Raw genomic sequence first — 17,361 nt, 5'->3', positions numbered from 1 at the left:
TCAAGTTTGGGTACGGCAGCTTATGGATTATTTCGCCCAGCAGCTCATCAACGGTCTCGTGCTCGGCTCGATCTACGGCCTGATCGCGATCGGCTACACGATGGTCTACGGCATCGTCGGCATGATCAACTTCGCCCATGGCGACGTCTTCATGATCGGAGGCTTCATCGCCCTCATCACCTTCCTGATCCTGATCTCGCTCGGCCTCACGGCCATTCCCCTGATCCTGCTCGTAGTGCTGCTGGTGTCGATGGCGATCACGGCGCTCTATGGCTGGACCATCGAGCGTATCGCCTACCGGCCGCTCCGCCATTCCTTCCGCCTCGCCCCGATGCTGTCGGCCATCGGCATGTCGTTCGTGCTGACGAACTATTCGCAAGTGGCGCAAGGCGCCCGCGTCAAGCCGATCCCGCCCTTCATCACCGGCGGCTACACGCTGCACGAGAGCCAGGAGGGCTTCGTGATCCAGCTCTCCAACATTCAGATCATGGTGGTCATTACCACCATCGTGCTGCTGGCGATCTTCACCTGGCTGGTGTCGAGCACCCGGCTCGGCCGCGACATGCGCGCCTGCGAGCAGGATCAGACCATGGCGGCGCTGCTCGGCGTCGACGTCGACCGCACCATCTCCATGACTTTCGTGATCGGCGCGGCGCTCGCCGCCGTGGCGGGCCTGATGTACCTGCTCTATTACGGCCTGGTCGACTTCTTCATGGGCTTCGTCGCCGGCATCAAGGCCTTCACCGCCGCCGTGCTCGGCGGCATCGGCTCGCTGCCAGGCGCCATGCTCGGGGGGCTTTTGATCGGCCTGATCGAGACGCTCTGGTCGGCCTATTTCTCGGTCGAATACAAGGACGTCGCGGCGTTCTCGATCCTGATCGTCGTGCTGATCTTCATGCCGACCGGCCTGCTCGGCCGTCCCGAAGTCGAGAAAGTCTGACGGACCGGCCGCGTGACAGCACCCTCCACCCACACGACCAAACCTGCAACGAGCCTCCCCGCTCTCCTCAAGACCGCCGTCATCAACGCAGTGATCGCGCTGGTGCTGTTTTCGCTGATGGTGGGCGTCCGCACCGAGGCGGGCTCCGACGGCCAGCTCACCTATTGGACGCGATTCGGCGAGCTCGCCTCCCTCGTCGCCGCGGTGTTCGGCGGCTCGATCGTGATCGAGCTGCTCAGGCAATGGATCGGCCCGGCCGGCACCGAGAGGCTGGTGCCGCCAGCGTTGCAGAAGGGCGTGTCGCTGGTCGGCCGCTACCTTGCGCCCGCGCTGCTGATCTTCACGCTGCTGGTGCCCGTGATCTTCTATAACCAGCGCTACATTCTCGACCTCGCCATTCTCGTGCTCACTTATGTGATGCTGGGCTGGGGCCTCAACGTTGTGGTCGGGCTCGCCGGCCTGCTCGATCTCGGCTACGTCGCGTTCTATGCCGTCGGCGCCTATTCCTACGCGCTGCTCGCCACCAATTTCGGCTGGTCGTTCTGGATTTGCCTGCCGCTCGCCGGCATCCTCGCCGCGTTCTGGGGCGTGCTGCTCGGCTTCCCCGTGCTGCGCCTGCGCGGCGACTACCTCGCCATCGTGACGCTCGCCTTCGGCGAGATCATCCGCCTCGTCCTGATCAACTGGCAGGATCTGACCGGGGGACCAAACGGCGTGTCCGGTATTCCGCGTCCGACCCTGTTCGGCATTCCGCTGAGCAACACTGACGATGGGCTGGCCAACAAGCTCGGCATCGAGTACTCGGCGACCCACCGTATCGTCTTCCTGTTCTATCTGATCCTGGCGCTGGCGCTGCTCACCAATTGGGCGACGATCCGCCTGCGCCGGCTGCCGATCGGGCGTGCCTGGGAAGCCTTGCGCGAGGACGAGGTCGCCTGCCGCGCGCTCGGCATCAACACCACGACGACCAAGCTCACGGCATTTGCGACCGGCGCCATGTTCGGCGGCTTCGCCGGTGCGTTCTTCGCCACCCGCCAGGGCTTCATCAGCCCGGAATCCTTTACCTTCCAGGAATCGGCGCTGGTGCTCGCCATCGTCGTGCTCGGCGGCATGGGCTCGCAGCTGGGCGTCGCGCTCGCCGCGCTGGCGATGATCGGCGGCTTCGAGCTGTTCCGCGGCCTCGAGACCTATCGTATGCTGGTGTTCGGCTGGGCCATGGTGCTGATCATGATCTGGCGGCCACGCGGCCTGGTCGGCCATCGCGCGCCGACCGTTTATCTGAAGAAGGCGCAGGCCATCTCCTCCGACCTCGTCAAGGAAGGACACGGATGAGCGGCGACAAGATCCTCAGCGTCGACCGGCTGACGATGCGCTTCGGCGGCATCGTCGCCGTGCAGGATCTCTCGTTCGCCGCCGAGCGGAAGAAGATCACCGCGCTGATCGGGCCGAACGGCGCCGGCAAGACCACGGTGTTCAACTGCATCACCGGCTTCTACAAGCCGACCGGCGGCGCCATCCGCCTCACCCACGATGACGGCAAGGAAATCGCGCTCCAGCGGCTCAATGACTTCCGTATCGCCAAACAGGCCAAGGTCGCGCGCACGTTCCAGAACATCCGCCTGTTTCCCGGGATGACCGTGCTCGAAAACCTGATGGTGGCGCAGCACAACATGCTGATGCGCGCCTCGGGCTTCACCTTGCTCGGCCTTGTCGGCGCGCCCGCCTATCGCGACGCAGAAAAGCGCGCGATTGATCTCGCCTCCGACTGGCTGAAGCGGGTCAACCTGCTGGACCGCGCGGACGACGCCGCCGGCAATCTCGCCTATGGCGATCAGCGCCGCCTCGAGATCGCGCGCGCGATGTGCACCGAGCCCGCACTGCTGTGCCTCGACGAACCGGCTGCCGGCCTCAACGCGCGAGAGAGCGCCGCGTTGAACGAGCTCCTGCTTTCGATCCGCAACGACCTGGGAACGTCGATCCTCCTGATCGAGCATGACATGTCGGTGGTGATGGAGATCTCCGACCACATCGTGGTGATGGATCACGGGGTGAAGATCGCACAAGGCACGCCGCGCGAGGTGCGCGACGATCCCAAGGTGATCGCCGCCTATCTCGGCGCCGACGAGGAAGAGGCCATGGCCGTCATGGAGAGCGGATCGTGACGGCGGCATCCCCCCTGCTCGCGATCCGGGGCCTGCGCGCGGCCTACGGCAAGATCGAGGCCTTGAAGGGCGTCGACGTCGACATCAATTCCGGCGAGATCGTGGCGCTGATCGGCGCCAACGGCGCCGGCAAGTCGACGCTGATGATGACGATCTTCGGCAAGCCGCGCGCCCGCGCCGGGCAGATCCTGTACGAGGGCAAGGACATCACGGCCGTCCCGACCCACGAGATCGCCCATTTGCGCATCGCGCAGTCGCCCGAAGGCCGTCGCATCTTCCCGCGCATGAGCGTCGCCGAGAACCTCCAGATGGGGGCCGACGTCACCGAGAGCACGCCGGCGGAACGGGAGAGCACGCTCGAGCGCGTGTTCGCCCTGTTTCCCCGCCTGAAGGAACGTTTCGCCCAGCGCGGCGGAACCCTGTCCGGCGGCGAGCAGCAGATGCTGGCGATCGGCCGCGCCTTGATGAGCCGCCCTCGCCTGCTCCTGCTCGATGAACCCTCGCTGGGGCTCGCCCCGCTGATCGCGCGGCAGATTTTCGACGCCATCCGCACGCTGAACCGGCAGGACGGCCTGACCGTGCTGATCGTCGAGCAGAACGCCAACCACGCCCTCAAGCTGGCCCATCGCGGCTATGTCATGGTCAACGGCCTGATCACGCTGGCCGGCAGCGGCGCCGAATTGCTGCAGCGCCCCGAAATCCGCGCCGCTTATCTGGAAGGCGGCCGGCACTGACCGGCCCCGCCCTGCGCGAGAATGCGGCTAGATATCTTGGCGTATGCCCGTATTTTGCCGGTGACTTCTCCTCGAATTCATTCAAGAATGGCGCCGGTTTGAACCGGGCATGCCCGGCAACTTCCACAGGCGACCACCCGCGAGGTATCTCATGAAATCACTGAAGCTCATCGGTCTGGCATTCGGCGCATCGCTCGCGCTATCGAGCGCGGCATTCGCGCAGGATGTCACCGTCGCAGTCGCAGGCCCGATGACCGGCGGCGAGTCCGCCTTCGGCCGCCAGATGAAGAACGGCGCCGAGATGGCCGTCGCCGACATCAACGCCGCCGGTGGCGTCAACGGCAAGAAGCTCGCGCTCAACGCCGAGGACGACGCCTGCGATCCGAAACAGGCCCGCTCGATCGCGGAAAAGATCGCCGGCGCCAAGATCCCGTTCGTCGCCGGCCATTTCTGCTCGTCGTCTTCGATCCCGGCCTCTGAAGCCTATGCGGACGGCAACGTCCTGCAAATCACCCCGGCTTCGACCAACCCGCTCTTCACCGAGCGCAAGCTGTGGAACGTGGCGCGAGTCTGCGGCCGCGACGACCAGCAGGGCCTGATCGCCGCGCAGTACATCGCCAAGAACTACAAGGGCAAGAACATCGCGATCCTCAACGACAAGACCACTTACGGCAAGGGTCTTGCCGACGAGACCAAGAAGGCGCTCAACAAGGCCGGCATCACCGAGAAGATGTACGAATCCTACAACAAGGGCGACAAGGACTTCAACGCGATCGTCTCGCGCCTGAAGAAGGACAATGTCGAGCTCGTCTATGTCGGCGGTTACCATCAGGAAGCCGGCCTCATCCTCCGCCAGATGCGCGATCAGGGCATGAAGACGGTGCTGATGTCGGGCGACGCGCTCGCCGACAAGGAGTACGCCTCCATCACCGGTCCCGCCGGCGAAGGCACGCTGTTCACCTTCGGTCCCGACCCGCGCAACAAGCCGACCGCGAAGAAGATCGTCGAGGCGTTCAAGGCCAAGGGCATCGATCCGGAAGGCTATACGCTCTATACCTACGCTGCGCTGCAGGTCTGGACTCAGGCGGTCAAGAAGGCCGGCACCACCGACGCCAAGAAGGTCATGGAGACCATCAAGGCCGGCAAGTGGGACACGGTGCTCGGCCCGATCGAAATTGACGCCAAGGGCGACCTCAAGCAGATCGACTATGTCGTCTACAAGTGGGACGCCAAGGGCAATTACGCCGAGCTCGGCGCCAAGGGCTCTTGATCGAGAATGCTCTTCGGGGATCCCGATCAGCGATCCCCCGAAAGCTCCCGCCATCGCGACCACGCCCCGGCTTGCCGGGGCGTTCTTTTGCCGGTCAGACCGCGGCCGAAATCTCGCCGCCGGCCGCGGCCTGGGCCTTCCGTAGGGCCTGCAGCAGATCGTTCGGCCGAAACGGCTTTTGCAGGCCGACCACGTTGGCGAGGTGGGGCGATTGGTCCATGAAATCGAGTGCCGTCACCCCGGATACCGCAATCACCGGCAGCGCCGGCGCGCGTTCGCGCAAGACGGTGATGACGTCGACGCCGCTGGTATCACCGAGGAAGATGTCCACAATCGCCGCGTCAAAGCGGCTTTCCGCAAAGGCCTTCAGCCCCGCCGCGCCGGTTTCGGCCTCCACGACCTCGAAATGGTTGACCCGAAGCACGATCGCCACCATCGCGCGGACGTCCTTCTGGTCGTCGATGATGAGAACGCGGGGCATGGGGGCAAACTCCCGATCTCGAAATCAAAATCGCCTGTTTCAAGCCTGGAACCGGCCGCAGCGGCAGGGCATTATGACACCGCCCAGTAAAGTGCCCCTTACCAATCCCTGTTCCGTGCTCTCACCGAAATTAGGTAAGCTGTAACCCTCGGTTGAGTCGTAAACCGGTTCCGTGACCACCTGCGCGCAGAACCCGCTACGATGAACGGACTGCCGGCGAATGAGACTAGCGGAGATGCTCAAGCCCATCGACTCGCGCGAAATGGACGTGCCTGCGCCGATCGACCGAAGCACATTTCTGTCGACCCTGCCGGCCACGTCGGCCGACCGCACTGCAGCATTGACGATTGTCGGTGTGTCCTCGCTCCTGTTCGCCGCAGCCGTGCCCTTCGCCGGTACCCCGCTCCTGCCGGTGCCAGCCTTCGTCGCCAGCTATCAATCCGCGCTGGCCGTGAGCGACATCGTCACGGCAGTGCTGCTGCTGTCGCAATTTGCGATCCTGCGCACCCGCGCGCTGCTGTGGCTCGCCAGCGGCTATCTCTTCACCGCCGCGGCGGCGCTGGTTCATGCCCTCACCTTCCCAGGGCTGTTCACCCCGACCGGACTCCTGGGCGCGGGCCGACAGACCACGGTGTGGCTCTACATGATCTGGCACGCCGGCTTTCCGCTCTGCGTGATGGCATATGCCTGGCTGAAGGAGAAAGACGGTGGGCCCCGGATCCGCGGCGCGGTAAGCACCGCGATTTATGCCTGCGGGCTCGGCGTCGTCGCCGCGATGGCGGTCTTCGCCTGGATCGTCACCGCGCAGCACGATCTGTTGCCGGTCCTGTTGAGCGAGGGCCGCTACACGGCGACCATGATCGGCGTCGTGTCCTTCGTGTGGTCGCTGAGCTTTGCCGCGCTGGTCTCGCTCTGGTTCCGCAGGCCGCATACGGTGATCGACATCTGGCTGATGGTGGTCATGTGCGCCTGGCTGTTCGACATCGCTCTGTCGGCGATCGTCAACGTCGCGCGCTTCGATCTCGGATTCTATGCCGGCCGGCTCTACGGCCTCGCCGCGGCGACCTTCGTGCTCGCGGTGCTTCTGATCGAGAATGTCCGCCTCCAGGCGCATACAGTGGGCCTCGTCGGAAAGCTGCGCCAGCAATCGGCCTCGCAACGCGACTATTTCGGCAAGCGCCTCGCGCTGTACGGCGCCGTGGTCGAATCCTCCAATGACGCGATCATCACCAAGTCGCTCGACGGCATCATCACCAGCTGGAACAAGGCCGCCGAAAACCTATTCGGCTACTCCGCCGCCGAGGCCGTCGGCAAGCCGATCGACATCATCGTGCCGCCGGATCGCAAGGGCGAGATCAGAAGCACCCTCAACCAGATCGCCAGCAATGAATCGATCGCCCAGCACGAGACGGTCCGAATCCGCAAAGACGGCCGCCCGCTCGACGTCGTCCTGAACGTCTCGCCGCTGCGGACCGACGATGGAGAGATCATCGGCGCTTCCAAGATCGCCCATGACATCACGGAAGAAAAGCAGGCTAGAGAGAAGCTGCGCCGCGAGACCGAGGAACGCCAGCGGATTTTCGAGACATCGCAGGACCTGATCCTGGTCACCGACGGCTACGGCAATTTCGTCCAGGTCAGCCCGAGCGTGCAGAACATTCTCGGCTACAGCCCCGAGGACATGGTCGGGCACAGCGCGATCGAGTTCATCCATCCCGACGATCTCGAGAAGACGCGGAGCGAGATGCGCGCGGCCCGTCGCGGCGCGGTCAAGCGCAGCTTCGAGGCGCGCTACTACCATTACGACGGTCACGAGGTCACGCTGAACTGGATGGGCACCTGGTCCGAGCCGGTGAAACGCCACTTCTTCATCGGCCGCGACCTCACCGACAAGCAGGCCGCCGAAGCCCAGCTCCGGCAGGTCCAGAAAATGGACTCGATCGGCCAATTGACCGGCGGCGTCGCCCACGACTTCAACAACGTGCTGACCGTGATCACGGGCACGATCGGCATTCTCAGCGACGCGGTCGCCGACCGGCCCGATCTTGCCGCGATCACCAAGCTGATCGACGACGCCGCCGAGCGCGGCGCGCAGCTGACCAAGCACCTGCTCGCCTTCGCCCGCAAGCAGCCGCTGCAGCCGCGCGAGATCGACGTCAACGCACTGGCGCTCGAAGCCGCCAAGCTCTTGCATCCGACGCTCGGCGAGCAGATCACCATCATGCCGCAGCTCACCGAGGATGCCTGGCCGACACTGGTCGACCCGGGCCAGCTCTCCACCGCGATCCTCAATCTCGCGCTGAACGCGCGCGACGCCATGCCCGAGGGCGGCACCCTGGTCCTGGAGACCCGCAACATCTTCCTCGACGACGGCTATGCCAGCATGAACCCCGACGTCGTTGCCGGCAATTACGTGATGATCGCGGTCAGCGACACCGGCACCGGAATCCCTGCCGAGCTGATCGACCGGGTGTTCGATCCCTTCTTCACGACCAAGGAGGTTGGCAAGGGCACTGGCCTCGGGCTCAGCATGGTGTTCGGCTTCGTCAAGCAATCGGGCGGGCACATCAAGATCTACAGTGAGGAAGGCCACGGCACGAGCGTGAAGATCTACCTGCCGCGCTCGACGGGTGTGCAGGAGACCGAGTTCGAATCGCTCCAGAATGCGCCAATCACCGGCGGTAACGAGAAGATCCTGATCGTCGAGGACGATGCCTTGGTGCGGCAGTATGTCGTGACGCAGGTCAAGAGCCTCGGCTATACCGCGCTCGAGGCCGCCAACGGCGCCGAGGCGCTCAATATCATCGACAGCGACGAGACCATCGACCTGCTGTTCACCGACATCATCATGCCCGGCAACATGAATGGCCGCCAGCTGGCCGACGAAGCCCACAAGCGCCGCCCCGACCTGAAGACGCTGTTCACCTCGGGCTACACCGAGAACGCCATCGTCCATCACGGCCGGCTCGATTCCGGCGTGCTGCTGCTGGCCAAGCCCTACCGCAAGTCCGAGCTCGCCAAGATGCTGAGGACCGCACTCGCCGGTTGAGCCTGCGGCATTGCTGCGCTATCGCAGATCGTGAATTCTCAAACACGAGGCCGCCTTGAAGAACCTTCTCACCGATATCGCCGGCGTCCGGGTCGGCCACGCCGAAGATCCGAAAGTCGGTTCCGGTGCGACCGCGATCATCTTCGATTCTCCTGCGATCGCCGCGATCGACGTGCGCGGCGGCGGCCCCGGCACGCGCGAGGATGCACTGCTCGATCTCGCCAACACGGTCGAGCGCGTCGACGCCATCGCGCTGTCGGGCGGCTCGGCCTTCGGCCTCGACACCGGCGGCGGCGTGCAGGCCTGGCTCGCCGAGCAGGGCCGCGGCCACCGGGTTCGCGAAGCGCTGATCCCGATCGTGCCGGGGGCGATCCTGTTCGACCTGCTCAATGGCGGCGACAAGGCCTGGGGACGCTTCTCGCCGTATCGCGACCTCGGCTATGCCGCGGCGACTGCCGCCACCAGCGCGGATTTCGCGCTTGGCAGCGCCGGCGCCGGCTTCGGCGCCACCACCGCGACGTTCAAGGGCGGGCTCGGCTCGGCATCGGCCGCGACGCCAAGCGGAATCAAGGTCGCGGCGATCGTCGCCGTCAACGCCGTGGGCAGCGTCACCGTCGGCAATGGCCCGTGGTTCTGGGCGGCGCCGTTCGAAGTGGACGGCGAATTCGGTGGACGCGGCCTGCCGGACAAGTTCACCGAGGACATGCTCCGCATGCGCATCAAGGGCGGTCCTGCCGCGAGCGCGCGCGAGAACACCACCATCGGCGCCGTCGTGACCAACGCGGCGCTGACCAAGCCCCAGGCCAAGCGGCTGGCGATGATCGCGCATACCGGCTTCGCCCGCGCGATCTATCCGGTGCATGCGCCGACCGACGGCGACGTGCTGTTCGCCGCCGCCACCTGCGAAACGCCGATCGAGCCGCTGGTTGGCCTCACCGAGCTCGGCACGATCGCCGCCAACGTGGTCGCCCGCGCGATCGCCCGCGGCGTCTACAGCGCGACGGCCCTACCGTTTCCGGGCGCGCAGGCGGCTTGGAAGGACCGGTTCGGCTAGAAACGAAACCGTCACCCAAGCGTTACCCGGCGGACAAGGTGTGCGGCCATGCCCTCTTCCGTGATCCGCTTTTTTCGCTATGCGCCAGAGAGACGCGAACTGAAGGTGACGTTCGTCAGCGGGCGCCTCTATGTCTATGAGGATGTTCCGCCCGAGATCGCTGCTGCGTTCAGGGATGCGCGCGCAAAAGGAACGTTCTTCAATCGCGAGATCCGCGACCGCTATGCCTGTCGTGACATCACGCACGAACCTGCCGGTTAGCTTCGGGATGTGCTCACACGCTGATCGACATCGATGAAGCTGCTGATCCCGCAGTAGCCTGGGCCTGGCGCTGCATCATCTGCCCGAACCAATCATAAGGCGAATTTCCGCCACCTTTCGCATTCGACGAGCTGGCGGCGCCCGGCACCGTGGTCGACATCTTGAAGCCGTCGGCATAGGTGACGGTGGTGGTGGTCGAGCCGTCGGCATTGGTCGTCGTGGTCGACGTCGAGCCGCGGCTGGATTGCGACGAGGAATCCGAGCCATCGTCCGCGCCTTCCGCGTGATCACGGCCGTGACCGCCCCTCAGCGCCTTCGTCATCTCGCCGAGATTGACGCTGCCATCCGCATTCGCGTCCATCTTCGAGAACACATCGTCGGCCTGGGCCAGGTTGGTGCCGCCCGCGCCGAGCGCGTCCTCGAACTCGGACTTGGTGATCTTGCCGTCGGCGTCAGCGTCGATCTGCGAGAACAGATCCTTCAGCGCAGCCTCCCGGCCCTTCGACGACGAGGATGTGCCGTTGGCCGACTGGCCCTGCGCCGCGAACAGCGCATTCATCGTCTCCGCCGAAATCTGCGGATACTTACCTGCATTGACCGACGAGGTCGCGCCGGTCGTGCTGCTGCTGCCGCTGTCGATTGCGAACGGATTGGTCGGCGCGCTCTGCGAGGAGCCGGTCTTGTGCGCCGCCGACGACGATTTCGCGTTTGTCAGCGACTGGATCGCGTCGAGCGCGCTCGATACCGCACCAAGGGCGAACAACATTGCACAACTCCAACAGGATGCGGCATGCCGCGACCAATGTTCTGCGGCTGAAGTCAGCAAGCGCCGTGCCATCGCGAAAAGCTCAACGAATTCCGCATCCGTCGGGTCGTGCAGGCCGCGGGAACATCGGCAATTCATGCCGCCGGCGGCAGAAATTTCCGCCCACAGGAAGCGCGCCCCTTCTGCATTGCCCGCCACAAGAGCCCATGTTAGGCGAGGCCATTCGTCGTCCGTCCGCCCCGGGAAAACGCGCCATGACCCAAGCTTTCGCCCCCCGCCCCCTGGCCATCGCGCCCTCGATCCTGGCCTCGGATTTCTCGAAGCTCGGCGAGGAGGTGCGCAGCGTCGACGCCGCCGGCGCCGACTGGATCCATCTCGACGTGATGGACGGGCACTTCGTTCCGAACATCTCCTACGGTCCTGACGTCATCAGGGCGATGCGCCCGCACACCAAGAAGATCTTCGACGCGCATCTGATGATCTCGCCCTGCGATCCCTATCTCGAGGCCTTCGCGAAGGCCGGCTGCGACCACGTCACCGTGCACGCGGAGGCAGGTCCGCATTTGCACCGCTCGCTCCAGGCGATCCGCGCGCTCGGCAAGAAGGCCGGCGTCTCGCTCAATCCGGCGACGCCGATCAGCGCGCTCGAATACGTCCTCGACCTCGTCGACCTCGTGCTGGTGATGTCGGTCAATCCCGGCTTCGGCGGCCAGGCCTTCATCCCCTCCGCGATCAACAAGATCCGGGACATCCGCGCGATGGTTGCGGGCCGCCCGATCGACATCGAGGTCGACGGCGGCGTCGGCCCCGATGTTGCGGGTGCGCTCGCCGCGGCCGGCGCCAACGCTTTCGTCGCGGGCACCTCGGTGTTCAAAGGCGGCACGCAGGAGGCCTACAAGACCAACATCGCCGCGATCCGCAACGCGGCACTTGGGGCACGCGGCGAGGCGATCTGAGACCATCGCTATCCGAACCGGAGCCGCGGCCGCTACGACCAAGTGGAATGGATAAACTCCGCGCCACTCCGTTTACTGCCGGCCTGCTTCGTCTTCTCGCCGAGTCCCTTCAGGATGGAGAGCAAGTGGTCTGGCAGGGGCAGCCCGACGCCATCGCCAACGCGACAATGTGGCGATTTCTCTGGTGGATCGGATTTCCCTGGTTGTTGCTGACCGTCATCGCCGTCAGCAACGATTGGATCGACCAAGCGACCCAACCTCTGGCAATGATTGGAGTTGGGATGATTGCAGCTCCGTTCGTGATGCTGCTGCAAGACCTGCAGACGCTTTATGTGATCACCGACCGCCGCGCGCTGATCGTGCGCACGGCCTGGAGCAGACGCAGCGTGACCGCTACTTCGTTCGACGCCATGGATGAAGTGTTCGAAATCCTCGACATCGGCGGCGGCGTCGGCCACCTGAACTTTGCGTCAGGGCGCTCGACCCGTTCGCCCGATACCGACTACACCGGGCGCTATGGGTTTCGCTGTGTTCGAGACGCAAGGCGCATCCGGGATATCCTCGATCATGCGCGCACCGGCAAAGTACGTCGGTCGCACGCGGGAAGAACTGCGGCTTCCACGGGTTCTGCAAGGCGCAAAGCTTAAAATTGTAGCCTTGGTCCGTACTCATCCGGACTTCACTGATTCGCGCAAATCATTGCAAGTGATTCCTGCCTGTTTTCGCGGGAGCACATCATGACGACGACCCTGGTTTGGACTGGCGTGGCGTTGTGGATTGGTTTCAGTGCGTTTGTGGTGTTCGGTCCCTCGGCCGGACCGGTCGAGGCCCCGGCACGTCCGGCCCGCAACATCCGCCGCGACCGCACCAGAGGCTGACGTCATGCAGATCGCACTCGTGAGGCGTCAGCCGAAGCGCCGGTGCCGGATTCCACGGCGCCCGCATCCGAGCCTCGATTATTTCTTCGGCCGCCTCGAGCGCGCCGATGGCACGCTGGACGACGATGCCGGGCTCGACAATTCGGACCTCGACCGTTCGCTTGGCTCGCCGCGCCGACACTAAGACCTCTTTTCCGGACCGCCCATGAAACCGCATTGCCCGAACTGCCTGAAGGAAATGACCAAGGCGTCCGCGTCGCGTAACCTGTTCAATTGCGAGCCCTGCCGCGAGATCATCCAGTATTTCGGCGGCAGCGCCGATCACGGCGAGCCGGGACCGCAATTCTCCTGGCCGATCCGCCGCAAGCGCGCGTTTGCCGTCCACGCGGCCTGATCCGGCCCGCAAATCGCCCCGGCCGGCCTAACCTTCGCCGGCCTCCGGCCCGCCGCCGTCCCCCGCCAATCGCGGCGGCCGCACCACGGTGACGGTGCAGCTCGCCTCCGAGGCCACCTTGGCCGACACGCTGCCGAGCAGCATGCGCCGGAACGAGCTCTGTCGCGCGCCGATGATGACGTGGTCGACCTGGTTGGCCTTGGCAAACTCCAGGATCGCGGCGGCGGGATCGACCGCCTCCAGCACATGAGCCGACAGCCGGCTCTCGTCCAGCTTGAGCGGCGTTGCCCAATGCCTGAGCGCGACCAGACGATCGATATGCTTGTTGGAGCCCTGCTCGTCCAACGTCCGATCGATCGCAATCCGGTTCAGCTTGAGCACGTTGACGCAGGCAAGCCGCGCCGAGGGCAAGGTGGCGAGGATGCGCTGGGTGGTCACGCGCAGCGCCTCGTTCAGCTCCGGAGCGCCCTCCGCCATGTCGAGCGCAACGGCGAGGATCGGGCTCGATGCGATCTGGGCTGCGACATCCGATTTCGCGCGCGGCGCCATGACACCCTGGTTGAAGCGCCGGCGCCAGGCGATGCCGAGGGAATCGCGCTTCACCCGCTCCGAGCGCGCGGTGAGCTTGACCTGGTCCGGATAAGCGAGATCGAAGGCAAGCTGGGCCGCGGTCGGATAGCGCCACACCGGCTCGATCTCCAGACAGCGCAACACCACCTCCTGAAGCCAGGGCGGATAATCCGCACGAAGCTTCCGCGGCGGATGCGGATCGCGCCACAGCCGGCGCCGCATCGCCCGCAGCGTCTCGCCCTCGCCGAACGGCCGCTCGCCGGTGGTGAAGAAATAGAGCAGCACGCCGAGCGAAAACACATCGCTGCGCGGATCGTCGCGCACCCCGAGCAGCCGCTCGGGTGCCATATAGGGCGCGGTGCCGTAAGGCAGGCGGAATTCCTCCTGCAACAGGTCCGGCAGGTGGTTGTGATGCGACAGGCCGTAGTCGATCAGCACCGCTTCGCCGCTCTCGCGGAACATGATGCTGCTCGGCTTGATGTCGTGGTGGATCACGTTCTGCCGGTGCAGATCCGCAAGCGCCGTGGCGATCCTGGCGACGAGCTGCCGCGCCTCGTCATAGGGCAGCGGCAGGTCGGGGAGCCGCTTGTACAGCGTGGCACCTGGAATGCGCTCGATCACGACATAGGCTTGGCGGGCGAAATCACCGGTGCCGAAGCAGGCCGGCACGTGCGGCCCCGCCAGCCGCGGCAGGATCATCATCTCCATCTCGAAGGAGACGATCGCGGCGGCGTCCTCGCCCTCCGACACCCGCGGGATCTTCATCAGCGAGGGCACGTCGATGCCGGGATGGGTGACGGTCCACAGCGTCGCCATGCCGCCGGCATGAACGCATTCGCCGATCGTAAAACCGTCGATCTCCGCGCCTGACTTGACCAGGGGTTTGGGCATCCGTCAGCGCCCCTGCAACAAGCGGTCGGCAAGCCAAGGCGGCAGGCCGTTGTCGCGGATCCTGCTCGCTGCGGTCTCGACGTCATAGGGCGCGCGGCAATAGGTGATCTGGCACGACTCGGTGTCGAACAGCACGAAGGCCGCCGACGGATCGCCGTCGCGGGGCTGGCCGACCGAGCCGAGCACGGCGAGCCATTGCCGTCCGCGCAGGAGCTGCACGGGGACGTCGGTCTTCGGCACGAAGCTCGTCATCTTCGCCGTGACCGACATCGAATAGAGCGCCGGCCTGTGGATGTGGCCGCAAAAGGTGACGTGGGCCCGTGTCGCAATCAGGCTCTTGGCGGCGTCCACGGTCGAGCGGACATAGTGCCAGCGCTGGGGATGCGAGGCTTCCGCATGCACGAACAGGCGGCCATCGTCCTCCACCTGCATCGGCAATTCGGCCAGAAACCGCCGCTGCGCCGTGTCGAGGCGGCCGCGGGTCCATTCGATCGCGATCTGCGCCTCGGCGTTCATCGTCTCGGCCGTGGAATTGATCGCCTGGTCATGATTGCCGCGCACCGCGACGGCGCCCTGCGCGACCAGCTCCATCGCGGTGTCCACCACCCATTCCGGATCGGCGCCATAGCCGACGAAGTCGCCGAGCAGGACGATGCCCTCCGCGCCCTTCGCACGCGCGATCTTCAGGCAGGCCTCGAACGCCTGCCTGTTGCCATGGATATCCGAGAAGACAGCGAGAAGCACGCACCCTCCACCCCTCAGATTCTTATTCGGGGCCGATGAGGCCAAATTGAGGGAGGTCAACAGGATGCGCCAGCACTGGGCCGTTTGCCAGCGCTGCTCTGCAGTGATGGTGATGGGCCTATTGCTCGTCCTTGGGCGGCATCCGGGGCGGCGGAATCGGCGTGAATACCGCGTCCTGGGCACCGGCCGGCGGCGCAGTGAACTCGCCGGTCGAGGAATCGCCGCCGCTGGTCTCCAGGATGGTCTTCGGCGTCACATATTCTCGAACCAAGTCGATCAGGCTGCCGTCGCCGCCGCCGAAATCCGCCGCGCGCCCTCCTTGCGGATGTCCGGCCGCGATCTCGTTCTCGGCGGCGTGGGTCTTGTCGGCCAGCCGGTCATTGTACGGCACACGAAAAGCGCGCGGGATGCCGCTCGGGCGATTGTCCTCGTCCAGCGCCTCGACCCAGAGATAGATCGAGCCGGGATCGCCCTCAAGCGAATGCGGCTCGACGATGCGGGCCTTCAGCAGCTTGAAGGTGGTCGGCAGCCGCTCCGTGCTGGCCCAACCGAGCAGGCCGCGCATTTCGGTGAAGCTGACGATGTAGAAGGTGCTGGTCACGACCACGGCGACCGCCTTCAGCGACCAGTGCAGCCGCGCATAGACCAGAACGACCAGCAGCAGCGCGCCGATGACGGCATACGCGACCGATAGCGTCAGGATGACCGTTTGCAGGTTACTCACGGCGTACCCTCGTAGCGTTCCTGCTCACACCGGTCCTGGCATCGAGATCGCCGCCGTTGCGCCAGCTGCTGCGGAACGTCTCCAACAGCGATTTCGGCCGCTGATCGACATCGACGACCTTGCCTTCCGCATCGATCCGGAATCGGACCGCGGTCTTCTCGTCGCCGGTGTGGTCGAGCGTGAACTTGTTGTCGAAGATCACCTGCGCGGTCGGATTGAGCTTCTGCACCTTCACACTGGCCGTCACAGGCTCGCCCGTGGTGGCGACGAAATGCGAGACGTTCACGACGTACTCGCCGGCGAGGATGCCACGCACGGTGACGATCTCCTCGCGGATCGGCGAGGCGATCTTCTTGCCGTTGACGATGATGAAATTGTTGGCCCCGCCGCGGTCGTCGCGGTCGAGCGTGAGGAAGCCGGCCTCGCGGTGGCGATACCAGGCGATGTTGCCGGCGGGATCCTGCACGAACAGGTCGAGATCGTCGGGGTGGTTGTCCGGCCAGTCCAGCGTGATCATGAACTCCGCCTTGGAATCGATCTTGCCGTCCTTGGCGTCGGGGGAGACCGCCAGCAGCGCCAGGAAGAACAGGAAGGCGATCACCTGGAGCGCCTTGAACAGCATCACGCCCAGCGGGTCGAACGGCTCCTCGCGCGGATAGAGACCGAAATCATCCATCATGACGGCGTTCCCGAACCCTTGCGCTCCAGCACCGGCGTCACATAGGTCTCGGTCAGCACCACCGCGTCCGAGAACACCCGCTGGGTCGCGGCGTCGAGCATGTAGTACTGGATGCGGATCAGGATCGAGCCGACAAGGCCGGCCAGCGTCGTGTACATCGCGATCGCCATGCCGTCGCTCATCAAGCCCATCGAGGAGCGCATCGCGACCTTGTCGGCGGCGTCCAGCCCCGCGATCGGCGCCAGCATGATGATGAAGCCGATGATGGTGCCGAGCAGACCGAGCTTCATCAGCGTATCGGAGACGAAGGCGCCGAACCCGTTGGAGCCGCGCAAGCGATCGGCGAGATTACGTAGCAGCAGCGTCTGGTCGACCGGCCGGTAGTCCTGCGCCGCGGCCTTGGTCACCAGGCTTTCGATGTGGTCGCGCACCAGACCGCGCGGCAGCGCCACGGCGCTCGCATCGAGCGCCTTGCTGCCGCCCGCTGCCGACAGCACCGCGCGGCAGCGCCGCGTCGCCGCCCCTTCCCGCGCGATGGCCCGGGTCCGCAGGAAGCAGTGGCCGCAGGTGAGGACGTAGAGCGCCGCGATCACCGCTGAAATGTAGGTGCGATCCGAGGTCAGCATCAGGTGAATCAGGCCGAAGCGCCACAGCAGCACGACAGCGAAGATCGACAGCCCGGTGAAGATCATCCAGAACAGCAGCGCGCTGCGCTCGGATGGATCGGCAGCCTGGCTTGCGATTGGTCCAATCGTTATCGAACTCATGCTGCACCGCTCCTGGCTTGCAGGCGCCGGCCTGCAACGTG

General features: G+C 65.2%; 20 protein-coding genes. 13 read left to right on the top strand and 7 right to left on the bottom strand.

Annotated features, from left to right (window positions below):
* Positions 1-22: 22 nt before the first annotated feature.
* From I6F12_RS19960 to I6F12_RS19940, 5 genes are all read left to right on the top strand, one after another.
* Positions 23-940 (top strand): branched-chain amino acid ABC transporter permease LivH, encoded by a 918-nt coding sequence (locus tag I6F12_RS19960; RefSeq protein ID WP_109143253.1) that lies wholly within the window; start codon positions 23-25, stop codon positions 938-940.
* Positions 941-952: 12 nt separating this feature from the next.
* Entirely contained in the window at positions 953-2,272 is a 1,320-nt protein-coding gene (gene livM / locus I6F12_RS19955; RefSeq protein WP_225157074.1) for a high-affinity branched-chain amino acid ABC transporter permease LivM, read from the top strand.
* Positions 2,269-3,102, top strand: coding sequence for an ATP-binding cassette domain-containing protein (locus tag I6F12_RS19950; RefSeq protein WP_036012867.1), 834 nt, complete (start codon positions 2,269-2,271; stop codon positions 3,100-3,102). The genes livM and I6F12_RS19950 overlap by 4 nt, the downstream gene beginning before the upstream one ends.
* A complete protein-coding gene (locus tag I6F12_RS19945) occupies positions 3,099-3,836 on the top strand; it encodes an ABC transporter ATP-binding protein (RefSeq protein ID WP_025037253.1) in 738 nt (245 codons plus the stop codon). Before I6F12_RS19950 ends, I6F12_RS19945 begins: the two co-directional genes overlap by 4 nt.
* 151 nt (positions 3,837-3,987) lie before the next feature.
* Entirely contained in the window at positions 3,988-5,106 is a 1,119-nt protein-coding gene (locus I6F12_RS19940; RefSeq protein ID WP_036012868.1) for a branched-chain amino acid ABC transporter substrate-binding protein, read from the top strand.
* Positions 5,107-5,200: 94 nt separating this feature from the next.
* Here the strand turns inward: I6F12_RS19940 and I6F12_RS19935 are convergent, their stop codons facing one another.
* Complete coding sequence (locus I6F12_RS19935; RefSeq protein WP_225157073.1) at positions 5,201-5,587, bottom strand: response regulator; 387 nt, start codon at positions 5,585-5,587, stop codon at positions 5,201-5,203.
* Positions 5,588-5,822: 235 nt separating this feature from the next.
* On the opposite strand from I6F12_RS19935, the gene I6F12_RS19930 reads away from it, so the two are divergent.
* The 3 genes from I6F12_RS19930 to I6F12_RS19920 are packed head-to-tail and all read left to right on the top strand — an operon-like array spanning position 5,823 to position 9,951.
* On the top strand, positions 5,823-8,636 hold the full coding sequence (locus I6F12_RS19930; RefSeq protein WP_036043571.1) for a PAS domain S-box protein: 2,814 nt from the start codon (positions 5,823-5,825) through the stop codon (positions 8,634-8,636).
* Between the two features lie 55 nt (positions 8,637-8,691).
* Positions 8,692-9,690 carry a P1 family peptidase gene (locus tag I6F12_RS19925; RefSeq protein WP_225157072.1) on the top strand — a complete coding sequence of 333 codons (999 nt, stop codon included), beginning with the start codon at positions 8,692-8,694 and terminating at the stop codon, positions 9,688-9,690.
* A gap of 48 nt (positions 9,691-9,738) precedes the next feature.
* Complete coding sequence (locus tag I6F12_RS19920) at positions 9,739-9,951, top strand: KTSC domain-containing protein (protein ID WP_225157071.1); 213 nt, start codon at positions 9,739-9,741, stop codon at positions 9,949-9,951.
* A gap of 13 nt (positions 9,952-9,964) precedes the next feature.
* Here I6F12_RS19920 and I6F12_RS19915 read toward each other — a convergent pair whose 3' ends face one another.
* Positions 9,965-10,717: an EF-hand domain-containing protein gene (locus I6F12_RS19915; protein WP_036012873.1), complete on the bottom strand. Its 753-nt coding sequence runs from the start codon at positions 10,715-10,717 to the stop codon at positions 9,965-9,967.
* Positions 10,718-10,971: 254 nt separating this feature from the next.
* On the opposite strand from I6F12_RS19915, the gene rpe reads away from it, so the two are divergent.
* The 5 genes from rpe to I6F12_RS19890 all read left to right on the top strand — a co-directional run bounded on the left by rpe (position 10,972) and on the right by I6F12_RS19890 (position 12,945).
* Positions 10,972-11,673, top strand: coding sequence for a ribulose-phosphate 3-epimerase (gene rpe / locus I6F12_RS19910; RefSeq protein ID WP_036012875.1), 702 nt, complete (start codon positions 10,972-10,974; stop codon positions 11,671-11,673).
* A 47-nt stretch (positions 11,674-11,720) separates the two neighbouring features.
* Positions 11,721-12,320, top strand: a complete 600-nt coding sequence (locus I6F12_RS19905) for a hypothetical protein (protein ID WP_225114379.1) — start codon at positions 11,721-11,723, stop codon at positions 12,318-12,320.
* A gap of 90 nt (positions 12,321-12,410) precedes the next feature.
* Complete coding sequence (locus I6F12_RS19900) at positions 12,411-12,551, top strand: hypothetical protein (protein WP_167361692.1); 141 nt, start codon at positions 12,411-12,413, stop codon at positions 12,549-12,551.
* Positions 12,552-12,555: 4 nt separating this feature from the next.
* Positions 12,556-12,735: a hypothetical protein gene (locus I6F12_RS19895; protein ID WP_036012879.1), complete on the top strand. Its 180-nt coding sequence runs from the start codon at positions 12,556-12,558 to the stop codon at positions 12,733-12,735.
* A 21-nt stretch (positions 12,736-12,756) separates the two neighbouring features.
* Positions 12,757-12,945 carry a hypothetical protein gene (locus I6F12_RS19890; RefSeq protein ID WP_036012880.1) on the top strand — a complete coding sequence of 63 codons (189 nt, stop codon included), beginning with the start codon at positions 12,757-12,759 and terminating at the stop codon, positions 12,943-12,945.
* Between the two features lie 27 nt (positions 12,946-12,972).
* On the opposite strand, the gene I6F12_RS19885 is transcribed toward I6F12_RS19890, so the two are convergent.
* The 5 genes from I6F12_RS19885 to I6F12_RS19865 form a co-directional block, all read right to left on the bottom strand.
* The gene (locus I6F12_RS19885) at positions 12,973-14,406 is read right to left on the bottom strand and encodes a bifunctional serine/threonine-protein kinase/universal stress protein (RefSeq protein ID WP_225157070.1); all 1,434 of its coding nucleotides are present in this window, start codon (positions 14,404-14,406) and stop codon (positions 12,973-12,975) included.
* A gap of 3 nt (positions 14,407-14,409) precedes the next feature.
* Positions 14,410-15,150, bottom strand: a complete 741-nt coding sequence (locus tag I6F12_RS19880; RefSeq protein WP_036043558.1) for a metallophosphoesterase family protein — start codon at positions 15,148-15,150, stop codon at positions 14,410-14,412.
* 118 nt (positions 15,151-15,268) lie between these two features.
* Positions 15,269-15,874: a hypothetical protein gene (locus tag I6F12_RS19875; protein ID WP_036027815.1), complete on the bottom strand. Its 606-nt coding sequence runs from the start codon at positions 15,872-15,874 to the stop codon at positions 15,269-15,271.
* Entirely contained in the window at positions 15,867-16,553 is a 687-nt protein-coding gene (locus I6F12_RS19870) for a hypothetical protein (protein WP_036043556.1), read from the bottom strand. The genes I6F12_RS19875 and I6F12_RS19870 overlap by 8 nt, the downstream gene beginning before the upstream one ends.
* Positions 16,550-17,320: a MotA/TolQ/ExbB proton channel family protein gene (locus I6F12_RS19865; RefSeq protein ID WP_036027818.1), complete on the bottom strand. Its 771-nt coding sequence runs from the start codon at positions 17,318-17,320 to the stop codon at positions 16,550-16,552. The genes I6F12_RS19870 and I6F12_RS19865 overlap by 4 nt, the downstream gene beginning before the upstream one ends.
* Between the last annotated feature and the right edge of the window lie 41 nt (positions 17,321-17,361).

This window comes from Bradyrhizobium sp. IC4059, from assembly GCF_020193615.1.
GTDB classification, from domain to species: Bacteria; Pseudomonadota; Alphaproteobacteria; order Rhizobiales; family Xanthobacteraceae; genus Bradyrhizobium; species Bradyrhizobium yuanmingense.
The sequence above is the reverse complement of the archived record's forward strand: the minus strand, read 5'-3'. Positions and strand labels throughout refer to the sequence as shown.